The organism is Myxococcus stipitatus DSM 14675 (genome assembly GCF_000331735.1).
Classification (GTDB): domain Bacteria; phylum Myxococcota; class Myxococcia; order Myxococcales; family Myxococcaceae; genus Myxococcus; species Myxococcus stipitatus.
Genome location: NC_020126.1, coordinates 4,149,812 through 4,167,419, shown reverse-complemented (window position 1 = coordinate 4,167,419; position 17,608 = coordinate 4,149,812). Strand labels below are relative to the sequence as shown.

18 protein-coding genes and 1 pseudogene are annotated in these 17,608 nt (G+C 69.9%); 17 read left to right on the top strand and 2 right to left on the bottom strand.

Annotation, left to right across the window (positions count from 1 at the left end; all coding sequences use genetic code 11):
- The gene (locus MYSTI_RS16395; RefSeq protein WP_267881059.1) at window positions 1-738 is read right to left on the bottom strand and encodes a sigma-70 family RNA polymerase sigma factor; all 738 of its coding nucleotides are present in this window, start codon (window positions 736-738) and stop codon (window positions 1-3) included.
- Here MYSTI_RS16395 and MYSTI_RS45675 point away from each other — a divergent pair.
- The 3 genes and pseudogenes from MYSTI_RS45675 to MYSTI_RS16385 form a co-directional block, all read left to right on the top strand.
- Window positions 737-832 (top strand): annotated as a pseudogene (locus tag MYSTI_RS45675) (zf-HC2 domain-containing protein); the annotation flags it as partial. The gene MYSTI_RS16395 and the pseudogene MYSTI_RS45675 overlap by 2 nt on opposite strands.
- A gap of 132 nt (window positions 833-964) precedes the next feature.
- Window positions 965-3,628: a serine/threonine-protein kinase gene (locus tag MYSTI_RS16390; RefSeq protein ID WP_044280570.1), complete on the top strand. Its 2,664-nt coding sequence runs from the start codon at window positions 965-967 to the stop codon at window positions 3,626-3,628.
- A 32-nt stretch (window positions 3,629-3,660) separates the two neighbouring features.
- Entirely contained in the window at window positions 3,661-4,233 is a 573-nt protein-coding gene (locus tag MYSTI_RS16385; protein ID WP_015348889.1) for a GNAT family N-acetyltransferase, read from the top strand.
- A gap of 3 nt (window positions 4,234-4,236) precedes the next feature.
- Here the strand turns inward: MYSTI_RS16385 and MYSTI_RS16380 are convergent, their stop codons facing one another.
- Entirely contained in the window at window positions 4,237-4,587 is a 351-nt protein-coding gene (locus MYSTI_RS16380) for a hypothetical protein (RefSeq protein WP_015348888.1), read from the bottom strand.
- Window positions 4,588-5,040: 453 nt separating this feature from the next.
- On the opposite strand from MYSTI_RS16380, the gene MYSTI_RS16375 reads away from it, so the two are divergent.
- The 14 genes from MYSTI_RS16375 to MYSTI_RS16310 are packed head-to-tail and all read left to right on the top strand — an operon-like array spanning window position 5,041 to window position 17,604.
- Window positions 5,041-5,769: a beta-ketoacyl synthase chain length factor gene (locus MYSTI_RS16375; protein ID WP_015348887.1), complete on the top strand. Its 729-nt coding sequence runs from the start codon at window positions 5,041-5,043 to the stop codon at window positions 5,767-5,769.
- A complete protein-coding gene (locus tag MYSTI_RS16370; RefSeq protein WP_015348886.1) occupies window positions 5,762-6,541 on the top strand; it encodes a lysophospholipid acyltransferase family protein in 780 nt (259 codons plus the stop codon). The genes MYSTI_RS16375 and MYSTI_RS16370 overlap by 8 nt, the downstream gene beginning before the upstream one ends.
- Entirely contained in the window at window positions 6,528-6,788 is a 261-nt protein-coding gene (locus tag MYSTI_RS16365) for an ApeE family acyl carrier protein (protein ID WP_015348885.1), read from the top strand. Before MYSTI_RS16370 ends, MYSTI_RS16365 begins: the two co-directional genes overlap by 14 nt.
- A 36-nt stretch (window positions 6,789-6,824) precedes the next feature.
- Window positions 6,825-7,082 (top strand): acyl carrier protein, encoded by a 258-nt coding sequence (locus MYSTI_RS16360; RefSeq protein ID WP_015348884.1) that lies wholly within the window; start codon window positions 6,825-6,827, stop codon window positions 7,080-7,082.
- Entirely contained in the window at window positions 7,079-7,630 is a 552-nt protein-coding gene (locus MYSTI_RS16355) for a COG4648 family protein (RefSeq protein WP_015348883.1), read from the top strand. The genes MYSTI_RS16360 and MYSTI_RS16355 overlap by 4 nt, the downstream gene beginning before the upstream one ends.
- Window positions 7,623-9,317, top strand: coding sequence for an ApeI family dehydratase (locus MYSTI_RS16350; RefSeq protein WP_015348882.1), 1,695 nt, complete (start codon window positions 7,623-7,625; stop codon window positions 9,315-9,317). The genes MYSTI_RS16355 and MYSTI_RS16350 overlap by 8 nt, the downstream gene beginning before the upstream one ends.
- Window positions 9,314-10,051 carry a glycosyltransferase family 2 protein gene (locus MYSTI_RS16345; RefSeq protein WP_015348881.1) on the top strand — a complete coding sequence of 246 codons (738 nt, stop codon included), beginning with the start codon at window positions 9,314-9,316 and terminating at the stop codon, window positions 10,049-10,051. Before MYSTI_RS16350 ends, MYSTI_RS16345 begins: the two co-directional genes overlap by 4 nt.
- Window positions 10,048-10,992, top strand: coding sequence for a lysophospholipid acyltransferase family protein (locus MYSTI_RS16340; RefSeq protein ID WP_015348880.1), 945 nt, complete (start codon window positions 10,048-10,050; stop codon window positions 10,990-10,992). The genes MYSTI_RS16345 and MYSTI_RS16340 overlap by 4 nt, the downstream gene beginning before the upstream one ends.
- Window positions 10,967-12,523 (top strand): HAL/PAL/TAL family ammonia-lyase, encoded by a 1,557-nt coding sequence (locus MYSTI_RS16335; RefSeq protein ID WP_015348879.1) that lies wholly within the window; start codon window positions 10,967-10,969, stop codon window positions 12,521-12,523. Before MYSTI_RS16340 ends, MYSTI_RS16335 begins: the two co-directional genes overlap by 26 nt.
- Window positions 12,513-12,932: an acyl-CoA thioesterase gene (locus MYSTI_RS16330; RefSeq protein ID WP_015348878.1), complete on the top strand. Its 420-nt coding sequence runs from the start codon at window positions 12,513-12,515 to the stop codon at window positions 12,930-12,932. The genes MYSTI_RS16335 and MYSTI_RS16330 overlap by 11 nt, the downstream gene beginning before the upstream one ends.
- Window positions 12,929-13,537, top strand: coding sequence for an ApeL family LolA-like protein (locus tag MYSTI_RS16325; RefSeq protein WP_015348877.1), 609 nt, complete (start codon window positions 12,929-12,931; stop codon window positions 13,535-13,537). The genes MYSTI_RS16330 and MYSTI_RS16325 overlap by 4 nt, the downstream gene beginning before the upstream one ends.
- The gene (locus MYSTI_RS16320) at window positions 13,527-15,824 is read left to right on the top strand and encodes an ApeM family transporter (protein ID WP_015348876.1); all 2,298 of its coding nucleotides are present in this window, start codon (window positions 13,527-13,529) and stop codon (window positions 15,822-15,824) included. The genes MYSTI_RS16325 and MYSTI_RS16320 overlap by 11 nt, the downstream gene beginning before the upstream one ends.
- Window positions 15,821-17,050, top strand: coding sequence for an NAD(P)/FAD-dependent oxidoreductase (locus MYSTI_RS16315; RefSeq protein WP_015348875.1), 1,230 nt, complete (start codon window positions 15,821-15,823; stop codon window positions 17,048-17,050). The genes MYSTI_RS16320 and MYSTI_RS16315 overlap by 4 nt, the downstream gene beginning before the upstream one ends.
- On the top strand, window positions 17,038-17,604 hold the full coding sequence (locus tag MYSTI_RS16310) for an ApeN family LolB-like membrane protein (RefSeq protein ID WP_015348874.1): 567 nt from the start codon (window positions 17,038-17,040) through the stop codon (window positions 17,602-17,604). The genes MYSTI_RS16315 and MYSTI_RS16310 overlap by 13 nt, the downstream gene beginning before the upstream one ends.
- The last annotated feature ends 4 nt before the right edge of the window (window positions 17,605-17,608 follow it).

Below are 17,608 nucleotides of genomic sequence, written 5' to 3'. Positions count from 1 at the left end.
TCAGCCGGGCGTCACGTCCAACATCGCGCTCCGGATGCTCAGGTCCAGCTGACTCTGGAGCACGCGAAGCAGGCTCGTCAGCTCCAGGCTGTCCTCGCCCAGCCGGGCCGCGAGCCGCGCTCGCACGTCCAGTCGCAGCTGCTCGCGGAACTGGGCCAGCCAGCGTTTCACCGTGGAGCGGTCCACCTGATACGCACGGGCGATCTGCGCGGTCCCCATGCCCTCCACCAGGTGCAGGCGCAGCAGCGTGCGCGCCCTCGGCTCCAGCGCGCGGAGGGCCTCCTGGAAGGACGCCGTGAAGTCCTCGCGGTAGTTGTCCTGGATGAACCGCTGGTCCGCATCCACCTGCGCCACGCTGCTCTCCGCGAGCCGGGCGTCGTCCAGATCAAGCGAAATCTTCCGCTCGCGCATCAGGTTGAGCGCCGTGCGCAGCGCCGCGACGCGCAGCCACGACACCAGCGAGCCCTGCCCCTCGTAGTCCAAGATTCTTGGAGCACGCTCCCCGCTGGGGAGGAAGAGCTTCACCCGCAGGAGCTGGAGGGCCTCGTCCACCACCCCGAGTTCCAGACCTCGGTGGATGAGCGCCTTTCGGAGCAAAGGTGTGTAGCGAGACTCGAAGTCCGCGAGGGCCTGTTCATCACCATGTGCGCAGGCCTGCGCGAAGGCCACATCCGCCTCATGCTCAGTGCCACTCATCTTCTTGACCGCCCCCGTTGGGTGTATTCGTTGCCTCGTCATGGACTGCATCGAGACGCGACAACTCTTCGCCTTCGCACAGGGAGAACTGGACGCTGAAGCGACGCATCGGATGGAGCAGCATCTTGATTCCTGCGCGTCCTGTCGAGCACTCGTCGCGGAGGCGGCTCGGGATGAGAACGCGCCCCCCACGCCATCCCTCTCCCCTCCTAACGCCCCGCTCCCACAGCCGCCCTGGATTGAGCGCGGCGCCCTGCTGGGCCGTTATGTGGTCCTCGAGCGTATCGGCTCCGGGGGCATGGGCGTGGTGCATGCCGCATATGACCCGGAGCTGGACCGCCGCGTCGCCCTGAAGCTGATTCGCATCGACTCGACGAACCCCGTGCACCTGGAGCGGGCCCAGGCCCGGCTGCTGCGCGAAGCCCAGGCCACCGCCCGCGTCATCCACCCCAATGTCATCACCATCCACGACGTGGGGCACTTCGGGGAGAACGTCTTCCTGGCCATGGAGCTGGTGGACGGGGCCACGTTGCGCGCGCACATCCGGCGCAACAAGGTGCGTGCGCCGTGGCGGGAGACGCTGGCCCTGTTCATCCAGGCGGGCCGAGGGCTCGCCGCCGCGCATGCCCAGGGACTGGTCCACCGCGACTTCAAGCCGGACAACGTGCTCGTCGGAAAGGACGGGCGCGTGCGCATCACCGACTTCGGCCTCGCGCGCATCGTCGAGGGGCTCGACGAAACCCCCACGCCTCCGGGCACCGGGTCCACCTCCCACCGCTCCGAGTGGCTCACGCGCTCCGACATCATGCTCGGGACACCGGCGTACATGTCCCCGGAGCAGAAGCGCGGCGAGCCCTCCGACGCGAGCAGCGACCAGTACAGCTTCTGCGTGGCGCTGTACGAGGCGCTCTATGGCAAGCGGCCCGCCCTCGACAGCCCGACGGCGAAGGACACCGCGGGCGCGGCGCACGCCTCCGTGGGCGCCAGGCCTCCGCCCGGCACGGATGTCCCGGCGTGGATTCATCAGGTGCTGCTTCAAGGCCTCGCGGCCTCGCCCCAGGCCCGACACGAGTCGATGGAGGTGCTGCTGCGCCGGCTCAGCCATGCGCCGGGAGAGCAGTGGCGCCGGGTGGCGCTCGCGGCCGGCGCGAGCCTGCTCTTCCTGGCCGGAGGCGCCGTCCTCCATCGCTCCACCTCCGGAGACCCGTGCGCGGGCAGCGAGCAGGCCCTCTCCGGCGTCTGGGACGACGCGCGCAAGGGCGCGGCGAAGGCCTCCTTCACGCGCAGCGCCCTGCCCTACGCGCCCGGCGCCTGGACCGAAGTGGAGCGGACGTTGGATGGCTATTCGCGGGCCTGGGTGTCCGCCAGCCACGAGGCCTGTGTCGCCACCCGCGTGAAGGGCCAGCAGACGGAGCGGCTCCTCGAGCGGCGTGTCATCTGCCTGGACCAGCGGCTCAAGGACCTGGGCGCCGTCGTGGACATGCTGGCCAGCGCGGACACGCAGGTCATCCAGAACTCGCCCCGGCTGGTGCACTCGCTGGAGAACCTGTCCGTCTGCGAGAACCTGGCCGCGCTGGCCGCCCCCGAGCCGCCCCCATCGGACGAGCCGAGCCAGAAGCGCATGGAGGCCGTGCGAGTGAAGCGCGCGCAGGTCCGCGCGAAGCTCAACGCGGGACAGGTCGCGCCCGCGCTCCAGCTCGCGAACGACGCCGCGAGCCAGGCCCACTCCATCGGCTACGGCCCGCTGGAAGCGGAGGTGCTGGACCTCGTCGCGGAGTCGCAGGGAAACAACCTGGCCTACCGCGACGCCATCAAGACGCTGCACCAGGCCATCCAGCTGGCCCACGCCAGCCGCCATGACCGGCAGGTCGCCAAGTCCTGGGCGGACATGATTCGGCTGGTGGGCCTGGTGGGGCCGGAGGTGGACCCGGACGGCGTGGTGCCCGGCCACGCCGAGGCGGCCCTGAAGCGGGTGGGAGGCGATGCCCGCATCGAGGCGCGGTACTTCCGCAACCTCGCCAGCCTGTACCGCAAGCGAGGCAGGAAGCAGGAGGCGCTGGCCGCGAGCCAGCGCGCGGTGGAGCTCGCCCGGAGCATCTACACGAACAGCGAGCCGGAGCTCGGCACGGCGCTGCTCACCATGGGCCACGTGCTCTACGAGTTCGCCCGCTTCGAGGAGGCGCTGCGCTTCCTGCACGAAGCGGAGGCCATCTACCGGAAGACCTACGGCCCCAAGCACCCCTACCTCGCGACGGTGCTGTCGAACATCGCGGTCTTCAGCGTCCAGCTCGGTGACTACGCGGCGGCGATGAAGCACGGGCGCGAGGCGCTCGCCATCAACCGGGATGTCTATGGCGAGGACAGCGAGCCGGTGTCCAGCGGCCACTACAACCTGGGTGGCTTCCTGCGGGAGCAGGCGCGCCATGAGGAGGCCCTCCAGCACTACACCCAGGCGGTCCGCATCCGGGAGAAGGTGCTGCCCGACTCGCAGGACCTGGCCCAGGCGCACTCCCGCATGGGCCTGACGCTCGCGGCCCTGGGCCGACTCCCGGAAGCCCTGCCCCATCAAGAGCGGGCCATGGCCATCTACGAGAAGAAGCTGGGCCCGCGGCACCCCAAGGTGGGAATCGAGCTGACGCGGCTGGGCCAGCACCAGCTGGACCTCGCGCAGCCCCGGAAGGCCGTCCCGGTGCTGGAGCGGGCCGTCGGGGTCCTGGAGCAGCCGGGCCCGGACGCGAACCCGGGGGAGCTGGCCGATGCGCGCTTCCTGCTCGCTCGCGCGCTCGAGAAGGAGCCGGGCGGGCTTCCTCGGGCCATCGCGCTCGCGAAGGCCGCGCAGCTCCACAACCAGGATGCGGGCACGTCCCGACGCCAGGAGCACCAGGACGTGGAGCAGTGGCTGGCGCGCCATCACGCCGTGGGGGCTCGATAGTCGACGCGGCCTCGCTGCTCTATCCTGCGGCCATGGCCAGCCCGTACGACGTGACGACGGTGAGCAGCACCGCGCAGCTCGCGCGCATCATCGAGCTGCAGCGCAGGAACCTGAAGCAGACGCTCGACGCGGCGGAGATGCGCGACCAGGGCTTCGTCACCGTGGAGCATGAGCTGCCGGTGCTGGAGCGCATGCACGCGCTGGCGCCCAGCATCATCGCCCGGCACGGCGAGGACGTGGTGGCCTATGCCCTGTCGATGCCTCGGGAGTGCCGCGCGATGCTGCCCGTGCTCGTCCCCATGTTCGACCTCCTGGACGGCCTGGAGTACCGGGGGCGCGCGATGAAGGACCTGCGCTTCTACGTCATGGGACAGATTTGCGTCGACAAGGCCCACCGGGGACAGGGCCTCGTCGACCAGCTCTATGACAAGCACCGCGAGGTATACCGAGAGCGCTTCGAGCTGCTCGTCACCGAGGTCTCCGTGCGCAACACCCGCTCCCTGCGCGTGCACGAGCGCGTGGGCTTCAAGACGGTGCACACCTACCGCGACGCGACGGACGAGTGGGCCGTCGTCGCCTGGGATTGGAGCCCTCCGGCCGGGTAGCGGCTACCACCAGGCCGTGCACTTCCGGGTGCCCGAGTTGCACAGCCGGATGACGAAGCGTTTGACGCCGCGATAGCTGCCGTCCCAGGCCAGGTTGTAGGTGCGCCCGTCCGCGTTGCCCTGGAGGTACGAGCCCGCGGAGTGGCTGCTGGTGTCCCACGTGCCTCGGTAATAACCACCCCCGATGGCGTACCAGGTCCTGCAAACGCGGGCCGTCTTGCCACCGGGGGCGCGCAACGTCTTGCAGGCCCGGGCCAGCTCCGCGTCCGGGGCCTCCTGTTCGTCATAATCCGTAACAGGTTGGGACCCGGCGACACCCGCCGCGGCCAGGATGCCTGCGAGGAGATGAAACATGGCTTGAGCTCCTGCCCGGGAGGGCGTTCAGCCGGACCGGCTGTGGGGAGCAGCCAAGCTGGGCGTGCGGGCGCACGCTGGCAACGTGGACGCGAGGCTCGAGGGGGTTACCCCATCGGACCCGACCCCTCCCCTCCAGAGGAGGAATCCCGGCCGTCTGTCATTGGCCCGCCCTCGGGGGCCTGGGCCCGAGGAGCATGCGCCGCCGTGCCATCCCACCCACGACCACCACCCGGTGTTCAATCCACCTGGGACTTCAGGGACTCCACGTACGCCCCCGCGCAGGGACGAAATGGAGCGCGGCTTGCGCCACCTGCGGGCTTCAAGGGTTCTGGTGAATGCAAGGGGGGGAGCGTCCGTCCACCGTGGCAATGCCCCCATTGAGGCAATTGTCGCGTATAAGATGCTTTGGTAGAGGACCGTCGCACGAAGCACCTCCAGCTCCCCACCAACATGGTTTTTTCCGTCCACCACTGGGCCGCGTGGGCTCCTGGGCTCGTCGGGCAGGATGCCTGGAGGGCCTGGCTCTCCCAGCCATTTCCTCTTCCGGCCGAGGGCACGCCGCCCCTGACCGAGATGCCGGCGATGATGCGCCGCCGAGTGGACCGGTTGGGGCGCATCGCGCTGCAGGCCACGTACACGTGCCATGGGGAGGCGCCCGCATGCCCCATGGTGTTCGCGTCGCGGTACGGTGACATGCGCCGCTCGGTGGAGTTGCTGGAGCAACTGGCCCAGGGCACGCCGCTGTCGCCCACGTCCTTCAGCCTGTCGGTGCACAACGCCATTGGCGCGCTTTACTCCATCGCCCGGGGCGACCTGACGGCGCAGAGCGCGGTGGCCGCGGGCGCGGAGACGGTGGAGGCCGCCTTCGTGGAGGCGTGTGGCCTCTTGAGCGAGGGGGCCCCCGAGGTCCTCGTCGTGGTCTACGACGAGCCGCGCCCCACCCCCTTCGAGCACTTCCCCGAGCAGGTGGCGTTCCCCCACGCCTGGGCCTGCAGCGTGAGGCCCGCGGGACAGGGTCCGACCTACCGGCTCGCGTGTGGCGCGGTGTCTGGCGAGACGGCCCCCGCGACGGGGGCGCTGCCGGAGGAGCTGGCCGTGCTGCGCTTCCTCGCCTCCGACGCGGAGCGGTTCGAGCACCCGGTCGGTGCCCGGGTCTGGCGGTGGCAGAAAGATGCTTGAGCGGCTCGACTACGTCTGGCGGGTGCTGGCGACGGGCTTCTGCTTCGCCACCTTCGGCCTGGGGGGCCTGGCGCTGCGCGTGCTGTACTTCCCGCTGCTGTCGCTGTTCGTGCGCCACAAGCCACGCCGCACGCGGCTGGCGCGACTGGCCGTCCACTACTCGTTCCGCTTCTTCATCGAGCTGATGCGCATGAGCGGGGTCTTGCGCTACCGCGTGGAGGGCGTGGAGAAGCTGTCGCGCTCCGGGCTGCTCATCCTGGCCAACCACCCGACGCTCATCGACGTGGTGTTCCTCATCTCGCTCGTCCCCAACGCGGACTGCGTCGTCAAGGCGAGCCTGGCCAACAACCCCTTCACCCGAGGCCCCGTCGAGGCCACCGGCTACCTGTGCAACGACTCCGGGCCGGAGCTGGTCAAGGCCTGCATCGCCTCCGTGAAGGCGGGCAACAACCTCATCATCTTCCCGGAGGGCACGCGCACGCCCGTGTCGGGACCCATGAAGCTGCAGCGAGGCGCGGCCAACATCGCGGTGCGCGGCCCGTGCGACATCACCCCCGTCACCATCGAGTGCAAGCCCTTGAGCCTCACCAAGGGCCTGCCCTGGTGGCGGGTGCCCCCCTCCAGGATGAACTTCACCATCGTGGTCCGCGACGACATCGCCGTCGCGCCTATGGTCGAAGAGGCGCAGGGCGAAGCCCTGGCCGCCCGCTCCCTCACCGAACGATTGCACACCTACTTCTCCACGGAGACACAACGCCATGCAGGCGCTTGAGCAGGAAATCACGAAGCTGGTCATCGAGACGCTGAACCTCGAGGACCTCCAGCCGTCGGACATCGACCCGATAGCCCCGCTGTTCGTCGAGGGGCTGGGGCTCGATTCCATCGATGCCTTGGAGCTTGGCCTCGCGCTCCAGAAGACCTATGGGGTTGCCCTGGCGAGCGATTCCACGGAGAACCGCCGTCACTTCGCCAGCGTGCGTGCCCTCGCGACCTTCGTGAGCACCCACCGCAAGGCCTGAGAGCACCCGCACCACCCATTCGAGGGGGAGATTCACATGACCAAGACCGAGCTCTACGAAAACCTGCGCACGCTCCTGCAGGACACGTTCGACATCGACCCGGCCCGCATCACGCCCGAGGCGCGGCTCCGCGATGACCTGGACATCGACAGCATCGACGCGGTGGACCTGCTCGTGAAGCTCAAGCCCGTCACGGGCAAGCGCGTCCCGCCGGAGGTCTTCAAGTCCGTGCGCACCATCCAGGACGTCGTCGACGCCCTGCACGGCCTGCTCGAAGAGTCCGTGGCGGCGTGAAGCACCTGCGTCCAGCGCTGCTCGCCGTGCTGAGCCTGGCATACCCGCTGCTCGTGTACAGCGGGCTGGGCCGGTTCGAGCCTCGCTGGATGGCGCTGCCCCTGGTGGGCATGGCCGTCATCCGCGCCGTGGCCACCCGCGAGCGCGTCTGGCTGGTCACCGCCGCGGGCGCGCTGGTGCTCGCGGGCCTCAGCCTCTTCGGCAACCATGCCCTCCCGCTGAAGCTCTATCCGGTCCTCGTGAACGTGATGTTGCTCTCCGTCTTCGCCACCAGCCTCGTGTCCCCGCCCAGCGTCATCGAGCGCCTGGCCCGGCTGCGCGAGCCGGAGCTCCCTCCGTCCGGCGTGGCCTACACGCGCAAGGTGACGCAGGTGTGGTGCGGGTTCTTCGTGCTCAACGGTGGCATCGCGCTGGCCACGGCGGTGTGGGGCAGCGACGCGACGTGGGCGCTGTACAACGGGCTCATCGCCTACGGGCTGATGGGCGCGCTCTTCGCCGGAGAGTGGCTGGTGCGTCGGCGCGTGAGGGCGGGCCCCGCCCATGGCTGAGCGCATCGCCATCGAACAGCTCCTCTCGCAAGGCCGCCCCGCCCGCTTCCCGGTGGCGCTGCGAGACGGCGCTGCGCTGGGCTTCGAGGACTTCGAGGTCCGGGTCGCGGGCTGGCGCGCGGCCTTCGCGGCGAGAGACGGCCGCAGGTGGGCGCTCTACTTCGAGGACACCTTCGAGTTCGCCGCCGCGATGCTGGGCGCCTGGCACGCGTGCAAGTGTGTCTACCTGCCGTCGGACATCCAGCCCGCGACGCTGGAGCGGCTGCGCGGCGAGGTGGATGGCTTCGCGGGAGATGTGCCCGCGACACTCGAGCCCCTCGCGTTTCGAGAGGGTCCTCTCGGCTGGGCCGCGTTGGTCTCCCAGGTGAAGAACCTGGTGGTCTACACGTCGGGCTCCAGCGGAGAGCCCGTCGCCATCTTCAAGCACCTGGGCCAGCTCACCCGCGAGGTCGACACGCTCGCGAACCTGTTCGACGCCCGGCTCGGCGACGAGTCCCGCATCCTGGCCACCGTCTCGCACCAGCACATCTACGGGCTCCTGTTCCGGGTGCTCTGGCCGTTGACGTCGGGCCACCCGTTCCTCGCACGCGCCCTGCCCTACCCGGAGGAGCTCCTCGCGGTGCTGGAGACGGGCCCGGCCGCGCTCATCGCCAGCCCCGCGCACCTCAAGCGGCTGCCGGAGTCGCTGGACTGGTCCCGCGGCCGGCCCCACCTGCACGCGGTGTTCTCCTCGGGAGGCCCCTTGCCCACGGAGGCCCTTCACGCCTGCCGCACGCTGCTGGGACAGGCCCCCATGGAGGTCTACGGGAGCTCCGAGACGGGCGGCATCGCCTGGCGTCAGCGCGCGCAGGACGATGCGCTGGGGTGGACGGTCATGCCCGGCCTCGAGGTCCAGCTGAACGACGAGGCGCTCGCGGTCCGCTCCCCTCACCTGCCCGATGACGGCTGGTTCCAGACGGAGGACCGGGCCCGGCTCCTGCCCCAGGGCTTCGAGCTCCTGGGGCGCAAGGACCGGCTCCTGAAGCTGGAGGAGAAGCGCGTCTCCCTGAGCGCCATGGAGCGGTCGCTGGTGGCGGGCGGGCTGTTGCGCGAGGCGCGCGTGGTGCCGCTGCGCGAGGGCCTGCGGACGACGCTGGCGGTGGTGGCCTGCCCCACCGACTCCGGGGCGAAGCACCTCGCCGAGGGGGGGAAGCGGGCCCTGAACCAGGCCCTGCGCGAACAGCTGGCGCGGGAGTTCGAGCCCAGTGTCCTTCCCCGCCGATTCCGGTATCTGGAGGCAATGCCAGTCAACAGCCAGGGCAAATCCACCGAGGCGGCCCTCACCGCGCTCTTCGACTCCCGCCGGCCGCCCCTGCGCGTGCTGGAGCACACCGCGGAGCGGGCCGTGCTGAGCGTGGAGACCCCCGCGAGCCTGCCGCAGTTCCAGGGCCACTTCCCCGAGAAGCCCCTCCTGCCCGGCGTGGCGCAAATCGAGTGGGCCATCCAGTGGGGCCAGGAGCTCTTCGCGCTGCCGCCCCGGTTCCTGCGGATGGAGGTGGTGAAGTTCCAGCAGCTCATCGTCCCCGAGACGCTCCTCACGGTGGAGCTCACCTGGACACCGGCCAAGGGCAGCCTCCACTTCAAGTACACCTCCGCGACCGGCACCCACGGCAGCGGCCGGGTGCTGTTCGGCGAGGTCCAGGGATGAAGGTCTGCGCGGTGATTCCCGTCTACAACCACGGCGAGGCCGTGGGCGCGGTGGTGCAGGCGGTGCGTGCGCACGGGCTGCCCTGTGTGCTCGTGGACGATGGCAGCGAGCCGGGCTGTGCCCGGGTGCTGGACACGCTGGCCCAGGAGGACCGCTCCGGCGTCCAGTTGGTGCGCCTGCCCCAGAACGAGGGCAAGGGCGGAGCGATGATGGCGGGCCTTCGCGCGGCCCACGCGTCCGGCTTCAGCCACGCGTTGCAGATTGACGCCGACGGGCAGCACGACACCGGGGACATCCCTCGCTTCGTCGAGCTGGCGTCCGCGTCCCCCGGCACGCTCATCTGCGGCACGCCCGTGTATGACGAGTCCGTGCCCAAGGGCCGGCTGTACGGCCGCTACGCCACGCACATCTGGGTGTGGATCAACACGCTGTCCTTGGCCATCCGCGATTCCATGTGTGGCTTCCGCGTGTATCCGCTGGAGCCCACGCTCGCGCTCATCAACTCGGTGAGCATCGGCAAGCGGATGGACTTCGACGTGGAGGTCCTGGTGCGGCTGTACTGGCGGGGGATGCGCGTGCACAACCAGCCCACGCGCGTGCGCTACCCCACCGACGGCATCTCCCACTTCGACGTGCTCTGGGACAACGTGCGCATCTCCGGCATGCATGCCCGGCTCTTCTTCGGGATGCTCGCGCGGCTGCCCATGCTCCTGTGGCGGAAGGTCACCGCATGAAGTCACCGCACTGGGCACAGATGGGCGAGAGCACCTTCGTGCTCGGCATCTGGCTCTTGTACTGGGTCCACCGGTTCCTGGGGCGCTGGCCGTTCCGCCTCTGCGTGTATCCGGTGGTGCTGGTGCATTGGCTGGCCCGTCCGCTCGTGCGCCAGGCGTCGCTGCAATACCTCTCACGGGTGCAGGAGGCCACCGGCGCGCTGGGACGCACGCCCCGGCGGCGCGACAGCCTGCGCCACATGTTCAGCTTCGCGGAGACGATGCTCGACAAGCTGCTGGCCGTCAGCGGCAAGTACCGCTTCGAGCAGGTCCACACCGAGGGGCGCGAGCAGTTCTACGACGTGGCGAAGCTGGGCAAGGGGGGCGTCATCGTCACCGCGCACCTGGGCTGCCTGGAGCTGTGCCGCGCCATGGCCGAGAAGCGCGGCGAGGTGAAGCTCCACATCCTGGTGCACACCCGCCACGCGGAGCAGTTCAACCGCCTGCTCAAGCGGCTCAATCCCCACAGCGAGTTCCAGCTCGTGGAGGTCACCGACCTGGGGCCCGGGACGGCGGTGGCCCTGGAGAAGTACGTGGCCGCCGGTGAGTTCGTGGTGATTGCCGGCGACCGCATCCCGGTCAATGCCAGCCAGACGGTGACGACGGACTTCCTGGGGTACCCGGCCGCGTTCCCCGTGGGCCCCTACGTGCTCGCGTCGTTGTTCAAGTGCCCGCTGTATCTCCTGGGCTGCATCCACGAGGGCAGCGGCTACACCATCCACTTCGAGTGCCTGTCCGAGCGCGTCGTGCTGCCCCGAGGGCAGCGCGTGGCCGCGCTCACGGGCCATGTCCAACACTATGCCGAGCGGGTGACGGCGCTGGTGAAGCGCTCGCCGTTCGATTGGTTCAACTTCTTCCCCTTCTGGGATCAGGCGAATGTCTCCGCCAGGAATCAAGAGTGAGCGTGCGGTCCGGTTCGATGGGAGCCGGCTCGCCATTGAAGACGTGTCCTCGCTGTCGCGCCGAGAGCGCGAGGCCGAGCTGGGCACCACCTCCGACTTCCGCCAGCGAATCACGCGCGGCGCGGAGTTCCTGGACCGGCTGCTGGCCGAGGACGGGAACATCTACGGCGTGACGACGGGGTACGGCGACTCCTGCACCGTCTCCATCCCGCCGGACCTGGTGGCCGAGCTGCCGCACCACCTCTACGCGTACCACGGCATCGGCGCGGGCCGGTTCCTCACGCCGGAGGAGACGCGCGCGGTGCTGGCCACGCGGCTGGCCTCGCTGACGCAAGGGGTGTCGGGCGTGGGGCTGGGGTTGCTCACGCAGCTCGAGCAGCTCATGCGCCTGGACATCCTCCCGCTCATCCCGGCCGAGGGCTCGGTGGGCGCCAGCGGAGACCTGACGCCCCTGTCCTACGTGGCGGCGGTGCTCTGCGGCGAGCGCGAGGTCTGGCACCGCGGCGAGAAGCGGCCCGCGGCGGAGGTGCTGGCCCAGCACGGGCTGAAGCCCCTGAAGCTGCGGCCGAAGGAAGGCCTGGCCATCATGAACGGCACGTCGGTGATGACGGCGCTGGCGTGCCTGGCCTGGGAGCGCGCGGAGTACGTGAGCCGGCTGGCCACGCGCCTCACCGCCTTCAACGTCGTGGCGAGCGCGGGCAACGCGCACCACTTCGACGAGGCGCTCTTCGCCCTCAAGCCGCATGTCGGCCAGCAGCGCGTCGCCGCGCGGCTGCGCCAGGACCTGGCCAGCGAGCGCCCCAGCCGCAACGAGCAGCGCCTGCAGGACCGCTACTCCCTGCGCTGCGCGCCGCACGTCATGGGTGTGCTCGAGGACGCCCTGCCCTTCTTCCGCGCGCAAATCGAGAACGAGCTCAACAGCGCGAACGACAACCCGCTCATCGACCCGGACAGCGAGCGGGTGCTGCACGGCGGGCACTTCTACGGCGGCCACATCGCCTTCGCGATGGACGGCCTGAAGAACGCGGTGGCCAACGTGGCGGACCTGCTGGACCGGCAGTTGGCCCTGCTGGTGGACACCCGCTACAACCACGGCCTGCCGTCCAACCTCTCCGGGTCCACGGGCCCGCGCGCGGCCATCAACCACGGCCTCAAGGCGGTTCAAATCAGCGTCTCCGCGTGGACGGCGGAGGCCCTCAAGCAGACGATGCCCGCGTCGGTCTTCTCCCGCTCCACCGAGTGCCACAACCAGGACAAGGTGAGCATGGGCACCATCGCCGCGCGGGACTGCCTGCGCGTGCTGGAGCTCACCGAGCAGGTGGTGGCCGCGATGCTCATCGCCGCGCGACAGGGAGTCACCCTGCGCCGCCGCATCGCACAAGAAACGGGGCTGTCGCCGTCTCTGGCTTCGATGCAAGCCGACCTGGAGCAGCGCATCCCGCTGGTGGTGGAGGACCGGGCCTTGGACAAGGAGCTGCAAGTGTTGCTGGGCGCCATCCGTGCCCGGGAATGGAGGCTCTATGAAGCCTGAGCTCCACCATGAAATCGAGCTGACGCCGCCCTTCCATGACATCGACCTGATGGAGGTCGTCTGGCATGGGCACTACGTGAAGTACCTGGAGCTGGCGCGCTGCGCGCTGCTGGCGAAGTTCAACTACGACTACCCGCAGATGCTGGAGTCCGGCTTCGCGTGGCCCGTGGTGGACATGCGGCTGAAGTACGTGCAGCCCGCGCTCTACGGGAAGACGCTGAAGATTCGCGCCGAGATCACCGAGTGGGAGAACCGGCTGCGAATCGACTACCTGGTTCGAGACGCCGCCACGGGCCGCAAGGTGAACCAGGCCCACACCATCCAGGTCGCGGTGTCGTTGGCCACCAAGGAGCTGCAGTACGTCTGTCCGCCGGTGCTCTGGCAACGGCTGGGGGTGAAGCCCGAATGAAGCGCGTGCTCTTGCTCGTGACGTTGCTGGCGGGGATGACGGCCAGTGCCCAGGACGTGGTGACGCAGGTCCGCGCCCGGCTGGCGGATGTACCGCTCTTGCGCGGCGACTTCGAGCAGAAGAAGACGGTGTCGGGCTTCAAGAAGCCCCTCGTCTCGCGCGGCGTGTTCCTCCTGGCCCGCGAGCAAGGGGTCCTCTGGGACACGAAGACGCCCTTCGCGTCCACGCTCACGCTCACGCGCAAGTCGCTGAGCGCGCAGCAGGCTTCCGGGGCCGCGGCCTACCACCTGGACGCCAGCAAGGAGCCGGGGCTCGCCGCGGTGAACGAGGTGATGTTCGCCCTGTTGTCCGGAGACGTCGCGGCGCTGTCCAAGCGCTTCCGCGTCCAGGGCGCGCTGGAGGGCGCGGAGGGCTGGAAGCTGACCCTCACGCCGACGGACGCGGGCCTGGTGCGCGTGTTCCGCGTCATCCACCTGGAGGGCGACAAGTACGTGCGGCAGGTCCGACTGGAGGAGGCGCGCGGCGACGTGAGCGTCATCCTGTTCGACAAGCTCGCCCAGGCTCCTTCTCCCTCTGAAACGGAAGCCCAGCGCCTTGCGAAGTAAGTGGGCCATCCTCTGGTTGCTGGTGGTGCTCGCCGTGGGCGCGCACCAGGTGTGGTTCTGGTTCTCCGCCCGCCTGGACACCGACGTCCTCGCGCTCCTGCCCGAGGATGAGCAGGCGCCCGAGGTCGGCGCCGCCACGCGCAAGCTCGCGGACGGGGCCAGCCGGGAGCTGGTGCTGCTCGTGGGCGCGAAGGACTGGGAAGCCGCCCAGCGCGCCGCGGACGTCGCTCGCGAGGAGCTGTCGCGAGACCCGTCGCTCCTGAAGCCCTCCGCGCTGGATGCGTCCTCGTTGGACGTGGCGCTGGAGCTGTATCGCCCCTATCGCGACAGGCTGCTCACGCCCGCGCAGCGCGCATGGCTGACACGCGCGACGGCCGAGGAGCTGGGGGGCACCGCGCTCATGAAGCTCTATCAGCCCGCGGGTCCTCGGCTGACGGACTGGGAGGCGGACCCGCTGGGCCTGTGGCCCGACTGGTGGGCGGCCCGCGCGGCGGAGAGCACGGCGCGTCCTCGCGATGGACGGCTGTGGCTGTCCGGTGAGGGGCGGGAGTGGGTGCTCCTGGCCTTCCACAGCCAGGTCTCCGCCTTCGCGCTCGGCGCGGACGGACGCATCACCGGCGTGGTGGAGCGCGCGCGCGCGGCCGTGACGGCGGCGGTGCCGGGCAGTCGGATGGTGGTCGCGGGCGTGCCGCTGTACGCGGAGGCCGCCGCGTCCCAGGCCAGCAATGAGATGTCCACCATCGGCATCGGGTCGATGGCGGCCGTGCTGCTGCTCGTGTGGCTGACCTTCCGTTCGGTGCGCCCCATCCTCCTGGTGGGTGTCTCGCTGGTGATTGGCTGCGCGGTGGCCATCAGCGTCACCGCCCTGGTCTTCGACCGCGTCCACCTGCTCACGCTCGTCTTCGGCTCCAGCCTGGTCGGCGTGGCGGAGGACTACGGCTTCCACTACTTCGCCGCGCGCCAGGGCAAGCCGCCCTCCGAGCGCGGCGCGCTCATGCGGGGCCTGCTGCCGGGCATGGTGATGGCGCTGCTCACCAGCGTCGTGGCCTATCTGGCGCTGGGCATCGCGCCCTTCCCCGGGCTGCGGCAGATGGCGCTGTTCTCCGCCACGGGCCTCGTCGGTGCGTTCCTCACGGTGGCGTGCTGGTTCCCCCACCTCGACACCGGCGCGCTGCCGGTGACGCCCTTCGCCCAGCGCTTCGCGACGTCGCTGGCGCGCTGGCCCCGCTTCACCTCCACGCGCGCCTGGTGGACGGGGACGGCGGTGCTCGCGCTGTTCATCCTGGGCGGCCTGTGGCGCCTGAAGACGCGCGACGACGTGCGCCAGCTCCAGGGTGCTCCGGCCCACCTCATCGCCGACCAGCGGGAGCTGGGACGCCTCCTGGGACTGCCCAGCCCCGCGCAGTTCTTCCTCGTGAGAGGACAGGACGCGGAGCAGGTGCTGGAGCGCGAGGCGAAGCTCAAGGAGCGGCTGGACGTGTTCGTGGCGGACCGGATGCTCCCGGGCTACCGCGCCGTGTCGGACTGGCTGCCCAGCGCCGAGCAGCAGCGCGCCGATGCCCGCTTGAGCGCGAGAGCGGAGGCCCAGGCCGTGGCGGCGGTGGCCGAGGCCACGGGCGAGGCCCCCACCCGCGCGCGCTTCGCGGACGGCGTGCTCACGCCCGAGCAGCTCCTCGCCAGCCCCGCGTCGGCGGCCATCCGGCAGCAGTGGCTGGGCGCGATGGGCGACCAGCACTTCAGCATCGTCATGCTGCGCGGGCTCGATGCCCCGTCGCTGCTCCCGCACCTGGCCGAGGCCGCGCGAGGACTCGAGGGTGTGCGCTGGGTGGACAAGACGCAGGAGATTTCAGGGCTCCTGGAGCGCTACCGCGAGCTCATGGGGGGGCTCATCGTCCTGGGCTATGTCGCGGTGCTGCTCCTGCTGGTGACGCGCTTCCGGCGTCAGGCGTGGCGCGCGTGGCTGCCCACGGTGGTGGGCACGCTCTTCACGCTCGCGGTCTTCGGCTGGGTGGGTGAGCCGCTCCAGCTCTTCAGCGTCCTGGGCCTGATGCTCCTCTTGGGCATGGGCGTGGACTACGGAATCTTCATGCTGGAGCACCCTGGAGAGGGCTCCGCATGGCTCGCGGTGGCGCTCGCCGGCGTGAGTACCCTCCTCTCTTTTGGACTCCTGGGGCTCTCGGCCACTCCGGCCTTGCGCTCCTTTGGACTGACCATGCTGCTGGGCGAGGTGGCCATCTGGCTGCTGACCCCCTGCTGCAGACTGCCCGCGGGCAAGGACGTGTCGTGAAGGTAGAGAAGACCGAAGTCGTCATCATTGGTGCGGGTCCGTCGGGCTCGGTGGCCGCGGGGCTTTTGCGCAAACAGGGCCGTCAGGTGTTGATCCTGGAGCGTGAGCAGTTCCCTCGCTTCTCCATCGGCGAGAGCCTGCTCCCGCAGAGCATGGAGTACATCGAGGAAGCGGGCATGCTGCAGGACGTCGTCGAGGCGGGCTTCCAGTACAAGAACGGCGCGTCCTTCGTGCGCGGCACGAAGTACACGGAGTTCGACTTCCGCGAGAAGTTCACGCAGGGCTGGGGCACCACGTACCAGGTGCAGCGCGCCCACTTCGACCACGTGCTGGCGCTCGCCGCGGAGCGCAAGGGCGCGACGCTGCGCTTCCGCCACACCGTCGAGTCCGTCGACGTCTCCGGCGCCACGCCCGAGCTCACCGTGCGCTCGCCCGAGGGTGAGCAGTACCGCGTCCAGGCCCGCTTCCTGCTCGACGCCAGCGGCTTCGGCCGCGTGCTGCCCCGGCTCCTCTCGCTGGAGACGCCGTCGAACTTCCCCGTGCGCGGCGCGCTCTTCACCCACGTCGAGGACCGCGTGGCCCCGGGCACCTTCGACCGGAACAAGATTCGCATCACCACGCACCCCAAGCACGTGCACGTCTGGTACTGGACCATCCCCTTCTCCAACGGCCGCTGCTCGTTGGGCGTGGTGGCCAAGCGCGAGTACCTGGAGCAGTTCCAGGGCACGGAGACCGAGCGGCTGAAGGCCATCGTCGCGGAGGACCCGGAGCTGACGAAGCTGCTCAAGGACGCCGTCTGGGACACGCCCGCGCGCGCCATCACCGGCTACGCGGCGAACGTGAAGTCCCTGTGGGGCAACGGCTTCGCGCTGCTGGGCAACGCGGGTGAGTTCCTGGACCCGGTGTTCTCCTCGGGCGTCACCATCGCCGTGAAGTCCGCGAGCCTCGCGGCCCGGTGCATCGCCCGTTCGTTCGCGGGCGAGACGGTGGACTGGGAGCGCGACTACGCGGTGCCGCTCAAGTCCGGCGTGGACACGTTCCGCACCTTCGTCGAGTCCTGGTACGAGGGCGGCTTCCAGGACGTCATCTTCCACCCCAACTCCTCGCCCGAGATTCGCAAGATGATCTCCTCCATCCTCGCGGGCTACGCGTGGGACAAGGAGAACCCCTTCGTGGCCGACAGCAAGCGTCGGCTCGGAGTGCTCGAGAAGCTGTGCGCGCCCTGATTGTCAGCCTGGCCCTGCTCGGCCTTGCTTCCTGCGCCACCCCGGCTCCACGACCCGTGGCGCCGGAGGTGGCGTTGCCGTCGCTCGCGTTGTCGCCGTCGGACTTCGGCGGCAGCGTGAGCCTGTCGCAACAGCTGAGCTTCGCGCATGAAATGGACCCGGGCGGCCCGCGCTCGCTGGAAGCCCTGGTGGAGATAGATGCCTCCGCGGTGCGGCTGGCCGGGTTCGCGCTGAGCCAGCGGGTCATCACCCTCCAGTGGGATGGTGCCCGTCTGGAAGAGGAGCGCGACGCCCGGGTGCCCGCGCAGTTCCAATCCCGGACCGTGATTCGGGACCTCCAGCTCGTGTACTGGCCGGCCGCCACGGTGCGTGCGGCGCTGCCCGAGGGCTGGACGCTGGAGGACGCCCCGGGACAGCGCGTCCTGCGCCAGGGGGACAAGGAATGGCTGTCCGTGCGTTATGCTGGCCAACCCCCTTGGGTGGGCCGCGCGGAGCTGGTCAACCTGGCGGAGCACTACCGGCTGACCATCGAGTCACGCCTCTCGGAGGAATGAGCCC

What these genes read in the sequence shown, in the direction of transcription:
- MYSTI_RS16395 (WP_267881059.1), bottom strand. Translation starts at nt 738, where the DNA reads ATGACGAGGCAACGAATACACCCAACGGGGGCGGTCAAGAAGATGAGT.
- MYSTI_RS16385 (WP_015348889.1), top strand. Translation starts at nt 3,661, where the DNA reads ATGGCCAGCCCGTACGACGTGACGACGGTGAGCAGCACCGCGCAGCTC.
- MYSTI_RS16380 (WP_015348888.1), bottom strand. Translation starts at nt 4,587, where the DNA reads ATGTTTCATCTCCTCGCAGGCATCCTGGCCGCGGCGGGTGTCGCCGGG.
- MYSTI_RS16375 (WP_015348887.1), top strand. Translation starts at nt 5,041, where the DNA reads ATGGTTTTTTCCGTCCACCACTGGGCCGCGTGGGCTCCTGGGCTCGTC.
- MYSTI_RS16370 (WP_015348886.1), top strand. Translation starts at nt 5,762, where the DNA reads ATGCTTGAGCGGCTCGACTACGTCTGGCGGGTGCTGGCGACGGGCTTC.
- MYSTI_RS16365 (WP_015348885.1), top strand. Translation starts at nt 6,528, where the DNA reads ATGCAGGCGCTTGAGCAGGAAATCACGAAGCTGGTCATCGAGACGCTG.
- MYSTI_RS16360 (WP_015348884.1), top strand. Translation starts at nt 6,825, where the DNA reads ATGACCAAGACCGAGCTCTACGAAAACCTGCGCACGCTCCTGCAGGAC.
- MYSTI_RS16350 (WP_015348882.1), top strand. Translation starts at nt 7,623, where the DNA reads ATGGCTGAGCGCATCGCCATCGAACAGCTCCTCTCGCAAGGCCGCCCC.
- MYSTI_RS16345 (WP_015348881.1), top strand. Translation starts at nt 9,314, where the DNA reads ATGAAGGTCTGCGCGGTGATTCCCGTCTACAACCACGGCGAGGCCGTG.
- MYSTI_RS16340 (WP_015348880.1), top strand. Translation starts at nt 10,048, where the DNA reads ATGAAGTCACCGCACTGGGCACAGATGGGCGAGAGCACCTTCGTGCTC.
- MYSTI_RS16335 (WP_015348879.1), top strand. Translation starts at nt 10,967, where the DNA reads ATGTCTCCGCCAGGAATCAAGAGTGAGCGTGCGGTCCGGTTCGATGGG.
- MYSTI_RS16330 (WP_015348878.1), top strand. Translation starts at nt 12,513, where the DNA reads ATGAAGCCTGAGCTCCACCATGAAATCGAGCTGACGCCGCCCTTCCAT.
- MYSTI_RS16325 (WP_015348877.1), top strand. Translation starts at nt 12,929, where the DNA reads ATGAAGCGCGTGCTCTTGCTCGTGACGTTGCTGGCGGGGATGACGGCC.